This window comes from Pseudonocardia sp. KRD291, from assembly GCF_019263595.1.
In the GTDB taxonomy this organism is placed as follows: domain Bacteria; phylum Actinomycetota; class Actinomycetes; order Mycobacteriales; family Pseudonocardiaceae; genus Pseudonocardia.
In genome coordinates this window covers 1-16,747 of sequence record NZ_JADQDD010000121.1, presented here as the reverse complement: position 1 = coordinate 16,747, position 16,747 = coordinate 1, and the positions used below count along the sequence as shown (strand labels likewise).

The window sequence follows — 16,747 nt, the reverse complement described above, 5'->3', positions numbered from 1 at the left end:
GTCGGTCGATGCGGTGACGCTCGGCAGCGCCGCCCCGGTCGCGCACTTCGCGCTCGCCCACGCGCACCTCGCCCCCGGCGAGTCCGTACTCGTGCGCGGTGCGGCGGGCAGCATCGGTATCGCGACGACGGAGCTCGCGGCGCGTGCGGGGGCGGGCGCGGTCGCGGTCACGACCTCGTCCGCGGAGCGCGGCGGGCGGCTCCGCGACCTCGGGGCCACGCACGTGCTCGACCGTGCCGGAGAGGGCGACCCGGCGGCGCCGGGATCCTTCGACGTCGTCATCGACATCGTCGGGGGCGCGCAGGTGCCGGCGTTCGTCGACCGGCTCGCGCCGAACGGGCGGATGGTCGTCGTCGGTGTGGTGGCCGGTCTGCCGCCCGCGGACTTCGGTATGCGGCTCCTGTCCGCGTTCCAGCAGTCCCGCTCGATCGCCACGTTCAGCCTCGACAGCGTCCCGGCGCCGTCGGTCGCCGCGGCCCGGGCCGAGGCGTTCGACGCCGCGGTGCGCGGTGAGCTGCACGCCGTCGTCGAGGAGGTCCTGCCACTGGAGCGGGCCGCCGAGGCGCACCGCCGGATGGATCTCGGCAGCGTGTTCGGGCGGATCGTCCTCAGGCCCTGACACGGCGGTCGCGTCGCTGATGCGCATCAGCGCACCACAGGGCTCTAGGCTCGGTGCACGGCGGAGAGAGGTGAGGTGCGTGAGCGGACGGGCCGGCGCGGGCAAGGTGACGCAGCGCCAGATCGCGGAGCTGGCCGGGGTCAGCCAGGCCGTGGTGTCGCTCGTCCTCAACGGCAAGGCCAACGGCGTCAGCCGGATCCCGGACAGCACCCGCGAGCGGGTCGAGCAGGTCATCGCGGAGACCGGCTACACCGCGAACGCCGCGGCCCGCCGCCTCGCCGGGGTCGGCAACCGGATCGTCGGGGTGTTCACCTACGAGCCGGCGTTCCCGACCGCCGCGCAGGACTTCTACACCCCGCTGCTCGCCGGGATCGAGGCGGAGGCCGAGCTGCTCGGCTGCGACCTGCTGATGTTCACCAGCGCCCCGGTCCGTGCCGGGCGGCGCCGGCTGCTGCACGGCAACAGCCGGCTCCGCCTCGCCGACGGGTGCCTGCTGCTCGGGGTCCGGATGGACGGCGACGAGCTGGCCCGTCTGGTCGCCGAGGGCTTCCCGTTCGTGGCGGTCGGCCGGCGCGACGTCGCCGATGTCCCCTACGTCGGGCTGGACTACGTCGCCGGGGCAGCCGCGCTGACCGAGCGGGTGCTCGCCGCCGGTCACCGCTCGATCGCGTACCTGCACCTGGAGCAGGCCGGAGAGTCCATCGTGGACCGGATGCGTGGGGTGGAGCTGGGTTGTGGCCGGGTCGCCGGGTCGCGGCTGGAGACCGTGCAGGCCGACGACCACGAGATCACTCCCGACCTGCTCGTGAACCTGCTGGCCGCGGGAACGACCGCCGTGGTGGCGGAGACGGCGGCACAGGCCGCCCGGGTGTGCGCGGCCGCCGGCGCGGCCGGGCTGACGATCCCGGGAGACCTGTCGGCCGTCGTGCTGGCCGACCCGCCCCGGCCGGGACCGGAGGCGCCGGACCTGACCCGGTTGAGCCCGCCACGGACGCGGCTGGGAGCGGAGTCGCTGCGGCTGCTGGGCCGCATCCTCGACCCGCACGACGACCTGCCGGTCGCGGACCGCCGCACGCTGCTGGACTGCGTGGTCGTCGACGGGCGGACGCTGACCGCGCCCGCCCGCCGGGCCACTCAGAGGTAGAGCACCGCCGACGTCGCGATGCCGCCGATCGCGATCACCCACACGTAGGGCAGCGTCCGGATCATCACCTGCTGCGGGCTGACCCCGGAGTACTGCGCCGCCCACACCGTCTGGGTGCTGGTCGGGTCGGACACACCGAATACCTGGTTGTAGGAGGCCATCAGGCCGAGCACCGCCATCGCGGGGTACGTGCCGACGGCGATCAGGGCACCGGCGATCCCGGCGCCGAGACCGTAGATGTTCAGCGGCCCGCGGAACAGGCACAGCGGGACGAGGACCGAGAACACCAGCACGTAGAGCCAGGGACTGCCCGGTGCCAGTGTCTCGACGACCGGGGTCAGCGCGTCGACCGCACCGGGCAGCCCGACCGCGGCCAGCAACATGCCGATCGCGACGAACAGGGTGATCGGGGGTGCGGCCACGGTGAAGCCGTCGTAGAGCGAGCGCAACATCGTGGTGCCCATGTCCCGGGGCCGGGTGGTGGTGACCACCGCGTACAGCACCCCGGCCAGCAGTGACGGGATGATCGGCACGCTCAGGCCCAGCGCCAGCACGATCGGGACGAGCGGGGTGAACAGCGCGTACCAGGGTGCGTCCCCGAGGCGCTCGCGGCGCGACCGCGGCGGGCCGTCCGCCCCACCGTCCGCCCCACTGTCCGCCCCGCCGGGCATGCCGGCGGGCATCCGCAGGGACCAGGAGTGCACCGTCCCGCGCCGGCGCGTCTCGACGAGCACGAAGGCGACGGCAGCCACCAGCGCGAACGGGAACAGGGTGATCAGGAAGCTGCGGACCTCGTCGACCGTGAGGTCCAGGGCGCTGGAGAAGAACTGCCAGATCGGCAGCTCGAACGGCACTCCGACGCCGATGCCCATCAGGATGGTCCCGGCCGCGGTCACCTTCGGCACGCCGACCGCGATCATGGCCGGGATGCCGATCACGCCCGCCAGGAGCGCGGCCGGGGCGGATCCGGTCACGGTGCCGACCAGGGCGGAGATCAGCAGCATCCCCAGCGCGACGGCGACCGGCCGGTCGCCGGCGAACTCGACGGTCTTGCGGACCAGGGTCTTGGCGATGGCGGTGTCGCGCATCAGGGAGCCGAGCCACGACCCGAGCAGGATGGCGATCATGGTGGCGGCCAGCTTGGTCGCCCCCTCCTGCAGGACGGTCTGCAGGATGCTGTCGTCCTCACCGGTCAGCGGGGCGCCGGCGGCGAACCCGATGCCCACGGCGAGCAGCACCAGGACGAAGGCGGTCGGCACCCGTCCGCTGAGGATCACGGCGACGCCCGCCGCCATGATGGCGATGATCACGATGCCCACGTGCGGGCCTCCTTGGCGGGAGCGGTCGCGACGGCGGCCGGACGGTCGAGGGCGGCCGATGCGGCCGCGGTGACGAGCAGGGGCGAGCGGCCGAGCCCGAGGCGCCGGGCGGCGTAGGCGTGCGCGGCGAGCTCCTCGGCGCCGGCGACGTGGGCCCAGCGGACGAGGCGCCCGAGCCGCAGCGCCGGGTGTCCGACGGCCACCCGCAGGTCGCGGGCGTACCGGCCGGCCAGCAGGTGGTGGGCGTCCTCGTGCAGCAGCGCGGCGGCGCGGACACTGCCGGCCGGGAACAGCGGCCGCCATCCCATCCGGTCCACGAGGTCCTCGCAGAAGGCGATGCTGTCGGTGAACAGTTCGACCGTCCCGCTGCGGTGGGAGAACCGGGCAAGGGTCGGGACGTCGCGGTCGAGCCCGCCGGTGCGCTCCACGACCCGGTGTGCCGCCGGCTCGTCGGCGTCGGCGTCGGCGAGCGAGCGGCCGAACCGCTGGGCGCGGTCGCTGAGGACCCCCAGCAGTTCCGGCCCACGCGCCTCGTTGGTGGGGATCCCGGCGAGCAGGCGGGCACCCAGGGCCACGTCGTCGACGTCGGCGAGCGCGGGGGAGGGCAGGACGGTCATCGACGAACCTCCAGGACGGCGACGAGGTCGTCGTCGCGGTTCTTCCCGTCCAGCTCGGAGCGTGCCAGTGAGATCAGCGCGCTCTCGTCCAGCACACCGGACAGGTCGGCGACGGTCGGCCCGGCGATGAGCTGGACGGCCGGCGCCCGGGAGCCGCCGTCGCCGTAGCTGGTGAGCCGGGTGACCGCGGCGGCGACCAGACCGCTGCCGCTGCCGACCGTGCCGCGGACCACGTGCGCGTCGGGCGAGGCGAAGCGGATCACTCCGTCCCGGTCGACGACGCGCACCGGGCGGCGCGACCTGCGGAACCGCCGTTTGTCCACCGGCGCCCCGTAGACGACGTGGTAGGGCGTCTCGGCCAGCACCTCCAGCCGGTCCGGCTCCACACGGAGGCTGCGGGCGGCGACCGGATCGAGCCGGTCGCGTCCGGGACGGTCGGTGAGGTCCTGGGTGCGCAGCTCGGTCGCGCCGGTGGCGATGGCCCGCACGGCGTTGGTCTGCGGGTCGACGGTGACGTCGACCGAGATCGCTCCGGGCGCGGCGCCCTGCTCGAGCAGCGCCTGCTCGGCCTCGCGGCGCACACCCAGGATCTGCTCGTCGGTCACGCCCGGGATGATCCGCTCGATCTGCTCCCGCAGCAGCGCCAGCGCGACCCCGATCGGGCTGATGACCTCGCTGTGCGCGGCGATCGACCAGTCCCGGCCGCCGGCCTCGCCGACGAACGGGGTGACGGCCGCGGCACCACCGCCTCCCCCGACGAGGCGGACCGCGTCGTCGGTGAGCCCGTAGTCCTCGATCAGCCGGGCGATGGTCCTCTCGACCGGGGCGGCGGCCACCTCGAGGATCCGCCGTGCCGCGGCGGCGACGTCGACCCCCAGCTCGCGGGCCAGGGGCTCCAGAGCCATCCGGGCACTGACCTGGTCGGCGCGGGCGTAGGCGTCGGGCGGGACGACGCCGAGGGCGTTCGCCGCGCAGGTGAGGGTGATCGCGTACCGGCCGCCTGCCGCGTCGAGGGTGAGGTGGTCCGGCGGGTCGCCCGGTTTCGGTGCGACCGGGACGAGGGTGGCCCCGTCCAGGTCGGCGGGCGCGGCGAAGCAGGCGTAGGGCAACCCGGCGATGTGCGCCGACCGCGGCCCGACCGCGGTGATCCGCGGGCCGGCGCCCGGGTGCATCCGGACCATCGACCCGCCGCCGATGCCGACGGTGCGCACGTCGAGGGCGTTGAGGTAGGTCGTGCTGTCGCCGAAGCTGGTGTAGCGCACGGCGACCTTGCCGCGCCGGACCACCGAGACGTCGGTCGAGGTGCCGCCGGTCTCCAGGAAGACGCCCTCGCCGAGGTGCTCCTGCATCAGCGCCCCGGCCACCCCCGCCGCGGGTCCGGACAGCACCGTGAGCAGCGGACGGCGCCGCATCTCCTCGAGCGACATCACGCCGCCGTCACAGCGCATCACCATCAGCGGGGCGGTGATGCCGGCCTTCTCGATGCTGGCCTGGACCAGGTCGGCGGTGGCGAACATCCGCGGAAGGATCACCGCGTTGAGCACCGCGGTGCGGGTCCGCTTGCTCAGCCCGTACAGCGAGGTGATCTCGTGCGTGGCGGTGACCAGGAACCCGCGGTCCCGCGCGAGTGCCGCGACCGTGTTCTCACCGAGGGTGTCGTCGACGCTGAACGGCTCGGTGACGACGATCGAGGTGATCCCCCGCTCCGCGAAGCCGTCGAGGAGCGCGTGCAGCGCGGCCGTGTCGCCGGCGCGGCGCAGGTGGCCGTACTCCAGCGGCAGGTGCGTCCCCGCGGTCAGCTCGATCTTGCGCAGTGCCGCGAGCCGGCGCAGGAACACCGCCGCGATCCCGGTCCCGATCCCGATCAGCCCGACCGGGGCGACATCGCCCTCCAGCAGCGCGTTCGTGGCCTGGGTCGTGCCGTGGGCGAGGAAGACGACGTCCTCGGGCGACCGGCCGATGTCGCCGAGCAGCCGGTGCAGCCCCTCGATGATGCCGTGCGCGACGCCGTCGGGATGGTCGTGGCTGGTCGGGGTCTTCCTCTGCCCGATGAGACCGAGCGTCCGGGCGTCGACGGCGACGGCGTCGGTGAACGTGCCACCGACGTCGATGCCGATCCGGATCGGGGACCGGCCTGCGGGGATGACGGGGTCGTCGGTCACGGCGTCGTGATCCTTCGTGAGGGGGCTGGGTGCCTGTGTGAGAGGGCTGGGTGTCAGTACGCGCCGACGACGGGCCAGTGGCGTTCGACGCCGAGCTGGTCCAGCCGGTGGGCGAAGTGGTCGAAACGGGCCTGGTCGGCGTGGACCTCGTGCGGGGTCGTGCCGGTCGCGAGTGCGTGTACGGCCAGCGCCCCGGCGACCTCGCCGACGTTCCACTCCACCGGGTGCAGGCGGAAGCAGCCGTTGCTGACGTGGGTGGTGCCCAGGTTCTTCCCGGCCGGCAGCAGGTTGGTGACCCGGACCGGCAGCAGCGCGCCCAGCGGGATCTCGAACGGCACGCTGGGCACGTCGATGTAGTTGTCGCCGCCGGTGGAGGGGTGCAGGTCGAGCCGGTAGCTGCCGACGCCGACGGAGTCCTTGCGCACCAGTGGCCCGGCGCCGGCGAGCAGGTCGGCCGACACGTCGTGCTCGGTCACCGTCGTGACCGCACGGATCCGCCGTGCCTCCCGCACGTAGGCGGCCTTGGCCAGGCCGTCGCGGGTGCCGGTGACGTCGCCGCGCGGCTTCAGGCCGGGGAAGCCGGTGCCGCCGTCCGGGCGCGGAGCCTCGGTCTGCAGCCAGTACAGCAGCGACAGCGACAGCTGCCGGGCCTCGTCGAGAGCCTCGGCGGCCGTGGCCGGGTCCTCGGCGACCACCGGCTTGAGCCAGTAGTCGTTCATCGGCCAGTTGACCAGGCAGATGTCGGAGTCGAACGCCCCGTCCGAGAACAGCCGCCGGGCCAGGATGCGGCGGAAGCCCCAGAGCTCCTTGTCGCCGGCGTCGGCGCTCTGGTCGGCGTCGATGTCGAGCGGGTCGTTGTCGGGGTTCGGGACGAAGCTGCGGTCGTGCGCCTCGAGCGTGCGCGGGTCGGGGCCGAGGTAGCCCAGCAGCGGCCCGGGCCAGAACCCCGGCCGGTAGGAACGCCAGAAGTCGTAGGTCGCGGGGCGCTCGACGGTGTGGTCCTCGCCCTCGTGGTGCGAGACGGCGAAGCAGAACGTGATGCCCTGCTGGTTCCACGGCTGTGCGGTGTCCGGGGCGTGCGGCTCGTCGTGCTCGGCGCGGGCCTCGGCGCCGGTGACGTGCTCGACGCCGCCCAGCGTCAGCAGCTCACCGGTCTCGGTCGCGTCGAGCACGTAGGGGGCACGCAGCACGACGTCGTCGCCGTCGCGGCCCCGGACCGTCACCGACTCGCAGCGCGGGCCGGACATCGTCACGGCGACCGGACGGTGCTCGGTGAGGACGGTCAGCAGCCCGGCGCTGCGCAGCGGGGCGAGCATCTCCTCGATGACCGCCACGGCCACCCGTGGCTCGTGGCAGAGCTTGCTGACCCGGCCGGCGCCGGGGTTCAGGGTGGGGGAGGCCGCGGCCTCCGGGCGCAGCGGATACGCCCGCCGGTAGTAGGCGCGGATGCCCTCGCGCAGCTCGCGGTAGGCGGCGGTCGCCCCGAACTGCTCGATCCAGGGGTGCTCGTCCGGGGGCACCGCCTGGGAGGTGAGCTGCCCACCGAGCCAGTCGGTCTCCTCGGTCAGCACGGCGCGGCGCCCCGACCGGCAGACGGCCAGCGCCGCCGCCACGCCACCCAGCCCGCCGCCGACGATCGCCACGTCGGTCTCGTACACGTCGGATCGATCCGGCATCTCGTCTCCGTCTGCAGTGCTAATGCGAATTAGCAGAAGGTGCCACACGTGGGACGTGCCGCACAAGAGCCGGTTCTCCGACCGCGTGGGCGGGAGGGCGGAGCGGGGCGCGAGCCGCGCCCGGGTCAGGTCGCGTCGGGCGGCGGTGACGAGGCGAGCAGGGTCTCGACGCGCACGAGGACGTCGAGCTGGGCGCGGTTGTAGAGGTCCTGCATGGCCCGGGTGACCGTCTGCTGGGCGAACTGCGGGCTGTGCGGGGCCTCCGGGCCCAGGGTGGCCAGACCCGGGTGGGCGGCGCGGATGGCACGGACGTAGGGCACCAGGATCTCGGCCATCGCCTGCCGGGTCTGCTCGTCGGCGTCGGCGGGCAGGTTGTCGAACTCGGACCCGGAGGGGTCGGTTGGGAGGTCGCCCAGCATGTCCGACCAGGCCTGCACGCCCTGGGGCCCGAGGACGCGGGTCATCACGACGACGAACGAGCGGTCGGCCTCGGACAGCTCGGCCCCGGCGGCGACCGGACCGAGCTCGGGGGGCATGTCGGTCGGCGCGGCATGGTCGAGGATGACGCCGAGCTCGGCGCGGGCCCGCTGCAGGCGTTCGATGGTCTCGGCGAGCTCGCCGTCGAGGGCGCGCAGGGCCTCCTCGGGGTGGTCGTCGGAGTCGCCCATCCCGGCGATCTGGGACAGCGAGAACCCGAGGTCGGTGAGGCGTTTGATGCGCAGCACCCGGACCAGGTGGGCGACGCCGTACTGCTTGTAGCCGTTGGCCCGTCGCTGCGGCTCGGTGAGCAGCCCGACCTCGTGGTAGTGCCGTACCGCTCGCAGGCTCGTGCCGGTGAGCTCGGCGATCTCACGCGTACTCCACGCCACGACCCGTCATCTCCCTCTCGTCAGCGGTGCTCCGGCGCGGGCGCACCGGCTCACAGTCAAGACCATGCCGTGCCGGCACCGTCGCGTGCCAGCACCCCCGACGACGGATCCCCGGTGACCCCGCGGCCGTGACAGGATGTGTCGTCGCGCCAGGTCCGGTCCAGGAGGGGTCATGACGTCGGTCGAGGAGGCCGTGAACGCGTTCCGTCGGACGCCGCACGGCGCGGGACACTCCGAGCGGACCCGGGACGAGCTGCGCGAGGCGTTGCGCTCGGCCGACCTGCTCGACGACCTGCACGGCTGGTCCGTGGTCGAGGTCGACGACGACGAGGGTCTGCTCGTGGGCCGCGACGGCCGGGAGGTCGGTACGTGGCGTGAGGACTACCCGTACTCCGAGCGGATGCCGCGCGAGGAGTACGAGACGGTCAAGCGGGCCCTGCAGATCGAGCTGCTCAAGATGCAGTCCTGGGTCAAGGACAGCGGCCAGCGCGTCGTCGTGCTCTTCGAGGGCCGGGACGCGGCCGGCAAGGGCGGCACCATCAAGCGCTTCACCGAGCACCTGAACCCGCGCGGGGCCCGGGTGGTCGCCCTGGACAAGCCCGACGAGCGGGAGCGCACGCAGTGGTACTTCCAGCGCTACTTCTCCGAGCTGCCCTCCGCCGGTGAGATCGTGCTGTTCGACCGCTCCTGGTACAACCGCGCGGTCGTCGAGCGCGTGATGGGCTTCTGTACCGACGCGGAGTACGCCGAGTTCATGGCCCAGACCCCGTCGCTGGAAAGTGCACTGGTGGACAACGGGATCCACCTGGTCAAGCTCTGGTTCTCGGTGTCGCGTCCGGAGCAGCGCACCCGGTTCACGATCCGGGTGATCGACCCGCTCCGGCAGTGGAAGCTCAGCCCCGTCGACCTCGCCGCGCTGGACCGCTGGGACGACTACACGGCCGCCAAGGAGGCGATGTTCGCCGGCACCGACACCGCCGCGGCGCCGTGGACGGTGGTCAAGAGCAACGACAAGAAGCGCGGCAGGATCGCCGCGATGCGCTGGGTCCTGTCCACCCTGGACTACCCGACGAAGGACGTCGACGTGGTCGGCAGGCCCGACCCGCTCCTGGTCGGGCCGCAGAGCCAGGTCTACGAGCCCAGCGAACGACGGCCCGCGGCGGGGTAGACCCGGTCGGTCGGCTCAGGGGGCGCCCGCCGGTGCCCCGCCGACGCCGATCTCGTTGCCGTCCGGGTCGCGGTAGAGGGCCTTGCGGACGCCGTTGCCGTAGGTCTCCCGCGTGTCCGGCTCGATGCCGCGCCGGGCCGCCGCGCCGACGAACCCGTCGAAATCGCCGACGAACAGCGTGACCTTGGCGTGCCCGGCGTGCTCGGGCGCCAGGTCGACGTAGAGGTGCCGGTGCTCGGCCACCGTCCAGACGCGCTCGGTGTCGTTCGGCTCGAACGACTCGACCTCACCGAGGAACGCGTCGAACCAGGCCACGGCGCGCGGGAGGTCGCTGACCGCGACACCGGCGAACAGATCCATGTCCATCTCTCCTCCTCCCGAGGGTGGACCGGGTCCGGGGCGCGGACTCATCGGTCGCCCTCCTCCCGCTGCCCCCGGCTCAGGTGCTGCGGGGGTCGTCGTCGGCCACGCGGCCGCCCAGCTCGCCGAGGCCGTAGCGGTCGAGAACCTCCAGCACCCGGGCGTTCCAGCGTTCGTGGGCCGACTGCCGGGTGATCCCGGCAACGGCGCCGATCTGTGCCCACGTCGCCCCCGACCGCCGCAGCATGACCACGTCCTCGACGCCGTCCATGCCGGCGGCGAGTGCGATCCGCAGGCACGCCAGGCCCCACGCCCGCTCGGGGTCGCCGCCGTCCGCGCGGCCCGGGCCGTCGGTCGCGGGGTCCAGAGCGGCCACCAGCCGGTGCGCCCGTGCCTGTACGTCCAGGACCGCGGCGGTGCGCACCGCGGCCGCATGGCCCGTCACGTCCGACGCCGCCACCTGCTCGATCAGACTGTTCATGATGACCACCTCTCGTGTCAGGGGAAGCCTGACAGATCGGGAGCCGTCGGTCATCGGGATTTCCCCGCCGGACGCCGGAGGGGCCGCGAGACCCGGGCCGGCGGGGTCCGCGCCGGCGTCGTGACGACGGGGGACCCCGAAGGGGTCACATCGATGACCGACGGTCGCGCACTCGTGCGTTACCCGCAGTACATCGGGAGCCGATTTTCCCCCGATCCAGCGAATATCCGAACGGAAAGTAATTTCGTCCACCGATGGTGTCGTGAGTTTGATCCGGCTGTTCACGGCTGGATATATTGCTTGCAGCCGGTACGGGCTCCCCCCGTTTTTGTCAGCGTGCCGGCAGGTACGAGCTCGGCTGCGGCGGACTCGCAACTCATCAGGAGAAGAACTGTGCTGAAGAAGGCTGGAATCGTCGTGGCGGCCTCCGCTGCGTCCCTGCTCGCCCTGAGCCCCCTCGCGTTCGCCGACAGCGGCAACGGCATCGACAAGGACTCGAAGGGCATCGTCTCCGGGCTGAACGGCAACAACGCCCAGGTGCCGGTCCAGGCCTGCAACAACAACGTTCCGGTCAACGTGCTGGGCGTCCAGGTTCCGGTCGAGGACGGTGCTGCGGGCAACGGGCTCACCGGCGCCGTGAACGGCGAGTCGGAGAGCGGCGACTCGGCCACCGACCAGTCGGACAACTGCGGCCAGACCGCCGGCGCGGGCGACTCCGCCGGTAACTGATCTGTTCTGATCAGATCCACGAGATACCCCGGGGCCCGCGCGGTCCCGGGGTATTTTCGTGTGTGCCCCGGTGAGCAGGGTCGCGCACCCCGTCGATCGTGGCACGACGTGCCATAATGGCGTGACGAGACAACGATCTCCTCGCGCCGGCCGGACACGAGGAGTGGGTCTCGATCCCGACGTCCGGCCGGGCGTGCGGGCGGACGGCTCCGGTCGAGGATCACCGGAGAGTGAGCATGTCGTCAGCCGTGTCCGAGGCGCCCGTGGTCGACGGCCCGCGCAGCCGGGCCCTGGTGGGGGTGCTGGCCTTCGGCGGCATCGTCGTGGCGTTGCAGCAGACCAGCGTGATCCCGCTGATCCCGCAGTTCCCGTCGCTGCTCGACGCCTCGGCCGCGGACACGACCTGGATCGTCACCGCCACGTTGCTGGCCGGGGCCGTGGCGACCCCGATGGTGGGGCGGCTGGCCGACATGTTCGGCAAGCGCCGCATGCTGCTGATCTGCCTGGCCATGCTCGTCGTCGGCTCGGTGGTCGGGGCGTTGAGCACGTCCCTGGTCCCGCTGGTCGTCGGGCGGGCGATCCAGGGGCTCGCGACCGGGGTGATCCCGCTGGGCATCAGCCTGATGCGGGACTCGCTCCCGGCCGAACGCCTCGGCTCGGCCACCGCGTCGATGAGCGCCTCGCTCGGTGTCGGTGGCGCCCTGGGGCTGCCGCTGTCCGCGTTGATCGCGCAGAGCCTGGACTGGCACCTCCTGTTCTGGGCATCGGCCGGCCTCGGTGTGGTCGTGCTCGCGCTGGTCGTGCTGCTGGTCCCGGAGTCCCCGCAGCGTGCCGGCGGCCGCTTCGACGGGCTCGGCGCCGTGCTGCTGTCGGCGGCGCTGGTCTGCGTGCTGCTGGTGGTGTCGAAGGGCAACTCGTGGGGCTGGGGCGACCCGCTCACGCTCACCCTGCTCGTGGTCGGGGTCGTCGCGCTAGGCGCCTGGGGCGCGTGGGAGCTGCGGACCCCGCAGCCGCTGGTGGACCTGCGGGTGAGCCGCCGCCGTCAGGTGCTGCTGACGAACTCGGCCTCGGCGGTGTTCGGGTTCTCGATGTTCGCGATGTCGCTGGTGTTCCCGCAGCTGCTGCAGCTGCCGGCCTCGACCGGGTACGGGCTGGGGCAGTCGATCCTGGTGGCGGGCCTGGTGCTGGCGCCGGGCGGGCTGTGCATGATGGCGATGTCGCCGGTCTCGGCGAGGATCACCAACGCGTCGGGCCCGCGGACGACGCTGATGCTCGGCGCCGTCGTGGTCGCGGTCGGGTACGGGCTCGGGGTGCTGTTCCACTCCGAGGTCTGGCATCTCGTCGCCTGCTCGATCGTGGTCAGCTCCGGTGTCGGCCTGGCCTACGGCGCGATGCCGTCGCTGGTGATGGCCGCCGTGCCGGTCACCCAGACCGCCGCGGCGAACAGCCTGAACAACCTGGCCCGCGCGATCGGGACCTCGACGGCCAGTGCGGTCGCCGGGGTGCTGCTCGCTGCGCTGACCACCTCGGTGGCCGGGATGACGGTGCCCTCGGAGGGCGCGTTCATCCTGGTGATGGGCCTCGGCGGGCTGACCGCCCTGGTGGCTCTGGCGATCACCGCGTTCATCCCGCCCCGCAAGACGCCGGAGGAAACCACGGCCGCCGCGGTGCCGCAGCCGGCGAGGGCGCATCCGGCCCCCGCCGGCGGGGCGGGTGACGCGGGGTCTCCCGCACCGCGCGCCCGCCCGCTGGTCACCGGCACCGTGCACCGCGCGGGCGTCCCGGTGGCGACCGCGGTGCTGACCGTGGTCGCCACCGACGGCCACGAGCTCGGGAGGGCCCGGTCGGGCGAGGGGGGACGCTTCGCCGTCGAGCGCTCGGGGCCGGGCCGGTCCCGGCTGCTGGTCGTGCAGTCGTCCGGCGCCGCGCACGCCCGGTTCCTCGGCGACGGCGCCGACCACCTCGACCTCGACCTCGATCACGGCCCCGATCACGGCCCCGGGGGCCTGCCCTCGCGGACCGACGCCGGGCGGCCGCGGCCCGGGGAGCACGGCGACGCCGACCTGGTGCGCTGAGAACGGGTCCGGTCAGCCGGGCTGGTCGTTGTCCTTGTGCGTTCCCCAGCCGTGCCAGCGGTCGACCTCGATCCATCCGCTGACCCGGGCGCGCTCGCGGTCCGGGTACGGCTTACCGAGGTAGTGCCCGGCCAGGCGGTCGATGTCGGTGAGCCCCTCGTCGTCGCGCAGGTCCACGACGCGGCCGATGAGGCTGATGTGGGTGTACCAGTCCTCGGAGTCGAGGACGGACAGCGTGACCCGGGGGTCGTTGCGGACGTGCTTCACGCGGACGCGGCCGGCGTCCATGTTGATCAGGACGCGGCCGTCGTCCTCCCAGAGGTACCAGGTCGCGACGGAGACGGGCTGGCCGTCGCGTCGCAGCGTGGTGATCACCGAGGGGTTGGGCTTGCGGAGCATGGCGACGGAGTCGTCGGGAAGCGGCGGTTTCGACACGTCCGCGACGCTAACGGCCGCTACCGCAGGCTGCTGAGCAGACCGGGGACGTCGGCGACGCCGTCGAGGACGTGCGTGGGGTGCTCGGCGGCCAGCTCCTCGCGGGTCTGGGCGCCGGTGAGGACACCGACGACCAGGCCCGCGCCGGCCGCGCGACCGGCGCGGACGTCGAGCACGGTGTCGCCCGCGACGAGCACTTCGGCGGGGTCGCCGACCCCCGTGACGCGCATCGCCTCCTGGATCATGAACGGCTTCGGGCGACCTGCGGCGACCTCCTCGGCGCAGACCACGCCGTCGAGGGTCTCCCCGACGGTCCAGCCCAGCGCGGCGAGCAGCGGGTCGGTGACCTGGCGGTCGAATCCGGTGGTGAGCACGACCCGCACGCCGGAGCCGCGAAGCGCCGCGAGGGCCTCCGGAACGCCGGGCAAGGGTGCGGGCGGCACCTCGGCGTAGGCCGCGTGCAGCCGCTTCACGAACGCGGCGTGCAGCTCGTCGACGGCGCCGGCGTCGCCGGTGAGCGCGGCGAGGGCCTCCCGCTTGTCGGCGCCCATCCAGCGCCGGATGTCGGCGTCGGGGGCGGCGGTGCCGTGGTCGGCGACGACGTCGGCGAGGACGCGGTACACCGCCCCGCCCTCGTCCACGGTGGTGCCGGCGATGTCGAACGCGGCCAGGGAGATGGTCACGGGATGCTCCTTCGCGGGGCGTGTCTCGGGGGTGGTGTGTCGCAGCGGTGGTCAGGTGGTCGGGGCGAGCCTGCGGCGGACCAGCGCCGAGAGCTGGTCCACGGCGACGATCAGCACGAGCACCACGAGGATGTGGGTGAGCATCTCGTCGAACTGGAACAGCTGGATGGACTGGTTGATCAGGAACCCGATCCCGCCCGCGCCGACCAGGCCGAGCACGAGAGAGGACCGGACGTTGACGTCGAAGCGGTAGAGCAGCAGTCCCACGAACTGCGGGGTGACGGTGGGCAGCAGGGCGTGCGCGGCGACCTGGATCCGCCCGGCCCCGGCCGAGCGCAGGGCCTGCGGCGGGCCCGGGTCGGCGTCCTCGAGCGCCTCGGCCCAGAGCTTGCCCATCACGCCGACGTTGTGGCAGACGATCGCCAGCACGCCGGGGAACGGGCCGAGGCCGACGGCCGTCACGAAGATCAGCGCGAACACCACGTCCGGCACGGCGCGCAGGAACGACAGCAGCGAGCGCGCACCCTGGTAGACCCAGCCGGACGGGGCGGTGCCCCGCGCCGCGAGCAACGCCAGGACCAGCGACAACGGCACCGACAGGGTGGTGCCGAGCAGGCCGATCCACAGCGTCACCAGCGCGCCGTCGAGGCTCGGGCCGAGAACCTCCCACGACAGGTCGGGCGGGATCGCCTCGGACAGGAAGTCGGCCATCCCCTCCCAGCCCTCGACGAGCGCGCCGAACGACACCTCGGTGGAGGTCCAGGCGACGACGTGCGCGGCGACGACGACGGCGGTGACGATCCCGCCGACGACCCGGCGCCGCGGATGGGCGGGCCGGGCCGGTACCGGCAGGCGGCGGACCCCGCCGGTCACGGTCGGGGTGCTCACGACACGGCCTCCAGCTCGGGCACCGACGAAGCGGGGTAGAGGGCGTCGACGGCCCCGGTACCGAGCGTGGCGGGCGCGCCGTCGAGCACGACCCGGCCGTCGGCCAGGCCGACGATCCGGTCGGCGTGGCGGCGGGCGAGGTCGGGCTGGTGCAGCACGGCGAGCACGGCCAGACGTTCGTCGTGCGCGAGCTCGGCCAGCAGCGCGAGCACCTGCTCGGCCGCGGACGGGTCGAGCGCCGACACCGGCTCGTCGGCGAGCACGATCCGCGAGCGCTGGCACAGCGCGCGGGCGACGGCGACGCGCTGCTGCTGCCCGCCGGACAGGCTCCCGGCCCGGTCGTGGGCGCGGTCGGCGAGCCCGACCCGGTCCAGGCAGGCCATCGCCTCCTCGCGCACGACCCGCGGGAACAGCGCCGGGACCAGCGACGAGCGCAGCGGCAGCCGGCCCAGCGCGCCGGAGCAGACGTTGTCGAGCACGCTGCGGCGGCGTACGAGATGGATCTGCTGGAAGACCAGCGCGACGTCGAGCGGGCCGCGCGGGCGCCCGTCGACGGTGACGCCGCCTCCGTGGACCTGGACCAGGCCGGCGGCGGCGCGCAGCAGGGTGGACTTGCCGGAGCCGTTGGCCCCGAGCACGGCGAGCAGCTCGCCCTCGGCGACCGTCACGTCGACGCCGGAGAGGACCTGCCGGTCGCCGAACCGCACGGTGATCCCGGACAGCGCCAGCATCAGACGTCCTCCTCGGTCAGGCCCAGCGTCGCGGCCAGGTCGAACAGCGGCTGGTAGGTGGAGCGGTCGACCGGCACCAGGGGCCCGGGCGGGGAGACGTCGAGCAGCGCGCCGATCTCGGCGACGGACTGCGGCGGCAGGTTCAGCAGCGCGTCCCGCAGGGCGGTCTTGAACGCCGGGTCCATGTCGCCGCGCACGGTGATCGGGTCGTTCGGGATCGGGTCCGAGGTCCACACCTTCCGGAACTTCGACGGGTCGAACGTGCCGGCCTCGGTCGCGCTGGCCAGCTGCTGGGAGTTGATCTCCGCGGCGTCCACCGCGCCGTTGGTGAGGGCGAGCAGCGCCTCCGGGTGACCGCCGGCGTAGTCGATCCGGACGTCCTTCTCGGCGATCTTGTTCTCGGCCAGCGCCTGCCGCGGCAGGGCGTCGCCGGAGGTGGACCCGACCGAGCCCAGGGCCAGCGACCGGCCGCGCAGCGCGGCGATCGAGGTGATGTCGGACCCGGCGGGCACCCAGATCCCGGCGGTGTAGGTGGAGAGCTTCCCCGCGGCGTCACCGAACGACGCGAGCGGCTCGGCCTGCGCACGCTGGCTGGCGAACACGTAGCCGAGCGGGCCGAAGATCCCGATGTCGAGCCGGCCGTTCTGCATGGCCAGGACCTCGGCCGAGTAGTCGTCGGTGACGGTCATCTGGACCGGGCAGTTCAGCGACTGCGACAGCGAGTCGGCGAGGACCTGGGCGGCCGGGGTGAGCCGGGCGGGGTCCTCGAAGGGCTCGACACCGAACCGGAT

Annotated in this window: 16 protein-coding genes and 1 pseudogene; 5 read left to right on the top strand and 12 right to left on the bottom strand. The window is 73.4% G+C overall.

Going from position 1 to position 16,747, the window contains the following annotated elements; genetic code table 11:
- Together I4I78_RS17630 and I4I78_RS17625 are read left to right on the top strand one after the other, a co-directional pair.
- On the top strand, positions 1-619 hold a 619-nt coding region (locus I4I78_RS17630; RefSeq protein ID WP_218612436.1), incomplete at its 5' end, for a zinc-binding dehydrogenase.
- A 79-nt stretch (positions 620-698) separates the two neighbouring features.
- Positions 699-1,763, top strand: a complete 1,065-nt coding sequence (locus I4I78_RS17625; RefSeq protein ID WP_218612435.1) for a LacI family DNA-binding transcriptional regulator — start codon at positions 699-701, stop codon at positions 1,761-1,763.
- On the opposite strand, the gene I4I78_RS17620 is transcribed toward I4I78_RS17625, so the two are convergent.
- From I4I78_RS17620 to I4I78_RS17600, 5 genes are all read right to left on the bottom strand, one after another.
- Positions 1,754-3,082 (bottom strand): transporter, encoded by a 1,329-nt coding sequence (locus I4I78_RS17620; protein ID WP_218612434.1) that lies wholly within the window; start codon positions 3,080-3,082, stop codon positions 1,754-1,756. The genes I4I78_RS17625 and I4I78_RS17620 overlap by 10 nt on opposite strands.
- Positions 3,070-3,699, bottom strand: coding sequence for a hypothetical protein (locus I4I78_RS17615; RefSeq protein WP_218612433.1), 630 nt, complete (start codon positions 3,697-3,699; stop codon positions 3,070-3,072). The genes I4I78_RS17620 and I4I78_RS17615 overlap by 13 nt, the downstream gene beginning before the upstream one ends.
- Positions 3,696-5,861, bottom strand: a complete 2,166-nt coding sequence (locus I4I78_RS17610; RefSeq protein ID WP_308252191.1) for a hydantoinase/oxoprolinase family protein — start codon at positions 5,859-5,861, stop codon at positions 3,696-3,698. The genes I4I78_RS17615 and I4I78_RS17610 overlap by 4 nt, the downstream gene beginning before the upstream one ends.
- Before the next feature lie 53 nt (positions 5,862-5,914).
- Positions 5,915-7,537, bottom strand: a complete 1,623-nt coding sequence (locus I4I78_RS17605) for an FAD-dependent oxidoreductase (protein ID WP_218612432.1) — start codon at positions 7,535-7,537, stop codon at positions 5,915-5,917.
- 125 nt (positions 7,538-7,662) lie between these two features.
- Positions 7,663-8,406: a MerR family transcriptional regulator gene (locus I4I78_RS17600; RefSeq protein WP_218612431.1), complete on the bottom strand. Its 744-nt coding sequence runs from the start codon at positions 8,404-8,406 to the stop codon at positions 7,663-7,665.
- A 172-nt stretch (positions 8,407-8,578) separates the two neighbouring features.
- Between I4I78_RS17600 and ppk2 the strand changes: the two genes are divergently transcribed.
- Positions 8,579-9,574: a polyphosphate kinase 2 gene (gene ppk2, locus I4I78_RS17595; protein WP_218612430.1), complete on the top strand. Its 996-nt coding sequence runs from the start codon at positions 8,579-8,581 to the stop codon at positions 9,572-9,574.
- Positions 9,575-9,589: 15 nt separating this feature from the next.
- Here the strand turns inward: ppk2 and I4I78_RS17590 are convergent, their stop codons facing one another.
- A complete protein-coding gene (locus tag I4I78_RS17590) occupies positions 9,590-9,940 on the bottom strand; it encodes a VOC family protein (protein WP_226379897.1) in 351 nt (116 codons plus the stop codon).
- Positions 9,941-10,013: 73 nt separating this feature from the next.
- Positions 10,014-10,415, bottom strand: a complete 402-nt coding sequence (locus I4I78_RS17585; RefSeq protein WP_218612429.1) for a hypothetical protein — start codon at positions 10,413-10,415, stop codon at positions 10,014-10,016.
- 393 nt (positions 10,416-10,808) lie between these two features.
- Here I4I78_RS17585 and I4I78_RS17580 point away from each other — a divergent pair, with 393 nt between their 5' ends.
- Complete coding sequence (locus I4I78_RS17580; RefSeq protein WP_218612428.1) at positions 10,809-11,144, top strand: hypothetical protein; 336 nt, start codon at positions 10,809-10,811, stop codon at positions 11,142-11,144.
- Between the two features lie 236 nt (positions 11,145-11,380).
- A pseudogene (locus tag I4I78_RS17575) lies at positions 11,381-12,853 on the top strand (MFS transporter); the annotation flags it as partial.
- 378 nt (positions 12,854-13,231) lie between these two features.
- Here I4I78_RS17575 and I4I78_RS17570 read toward each other — a convergent pair.
- The 5 genes from I4I78_RS17570 to I4I78_RS17550 all read right to left on the bottom strand — a co-directional run.
- On the bottom strand, positions 13,232-13,654 hold the full coding sequence (locus I4I78_RS17570) for a PPOX class F420-dependent oxidoreductase (protein WP_218612427.1): 423 nt from the start codon (positions 13,652-13,654) through the stop codon (positions 13,232-13,234).
- Positions 13,655-13,674: 20 nt separating this feature from the next.
- Positions 13,675-14,337 (bottom strand): phosphonatase-like hydrolase, encoded by a 663-nt coding sequence (locus I4I78_RS17565; RefSeq protein ID WP_218612426.1) that lies wholly within the window; start codon positions 14,335-14,337, stop codon positions 13,675-13,677.
- Between the two features lie 51 nt (positions 14,338-14,388).
- Positions 14,389-15,225 (bottom strand): phosphonate ABC transporter, permease protein PhnE, encoded by an 837-nt coding sequence (gene phnE / locus I4I78_RS17560; RefSeq protein WP_218612425.1) that lies wholly within the window; start codon positions 15,223-15,225, stop codon positions 14,389-14,391.
- The gene (locus tag I4I78_RS17555) at positions 15,222-15,956 is read right to left on the bottom strand and encodes a phosphonate ABC transporter ATP-binding protein (RefSeq protein WP_218612424.1); all 735 of its coding nucleotides are present in this window, start codon (positions 15,954-15,956) and stop codon (positions 15,222-15,224) included. The genes phnE and I4I78_RS17555 overlap by 4 nt, the downstream gene beginning before the upstream one ends.
- On the bottom strand, positions 15,956-16,747 hold a 792-nt coding region (locus I4I78_RS17550), incomplete at its 5' end, for a phosphate/phosphite/phosphonate ABC transporter substrate-binding protein (protein WP_218612423.1). The genes I4I78_RS17555 and I4I78_RS17550, both read right to left, overlap by 1 nt.

Coding starts and splice junctions, on each gene's coding strand:
- I4I78_RS17615 (WP_218612433.1), bottom strand. CDS start 3,699: ATGACCGTCCTGCCCTCCCCCGCGCTCGCCGACGTCGACGACGTGGCC.
- I4I78_RS17605 (WP_218612432.1), bottom strand. CDS start 7,537: ATGCCGGATCGATCCGACGTGTACGAGACCGACGTGGCGATCGTCGGC.
- ppk2 (WP_218612430.1), top strand. CDS start 8,579: ATGACGTCGGTCGAGGAGGCCGTGAACGCGTTCCGTCGGACGCCGCAC.
- I4I78_RS17590 (WP_226379897.1), bottom strand. CDS start 9,940: ATGGACATGGATCTGTTCGCCGGTGTCGCGGTCAGCGACCTCCCGCGC.
- I4I78_RS17585 (WP_218612429.1), bottom strand. CDS start 10,415: ATGAACAGTCTGATCGAGCAGGTGGCGGCGTCGGACGTGACGGGCCAT.
- I4I78_RS17555 (WP_218612424.1), bottom strand. CDS start 15,956: ATGCTGGCGCTGTCCGGGATCACCGTGCGGTTCGGCGACCGGCAGGTC.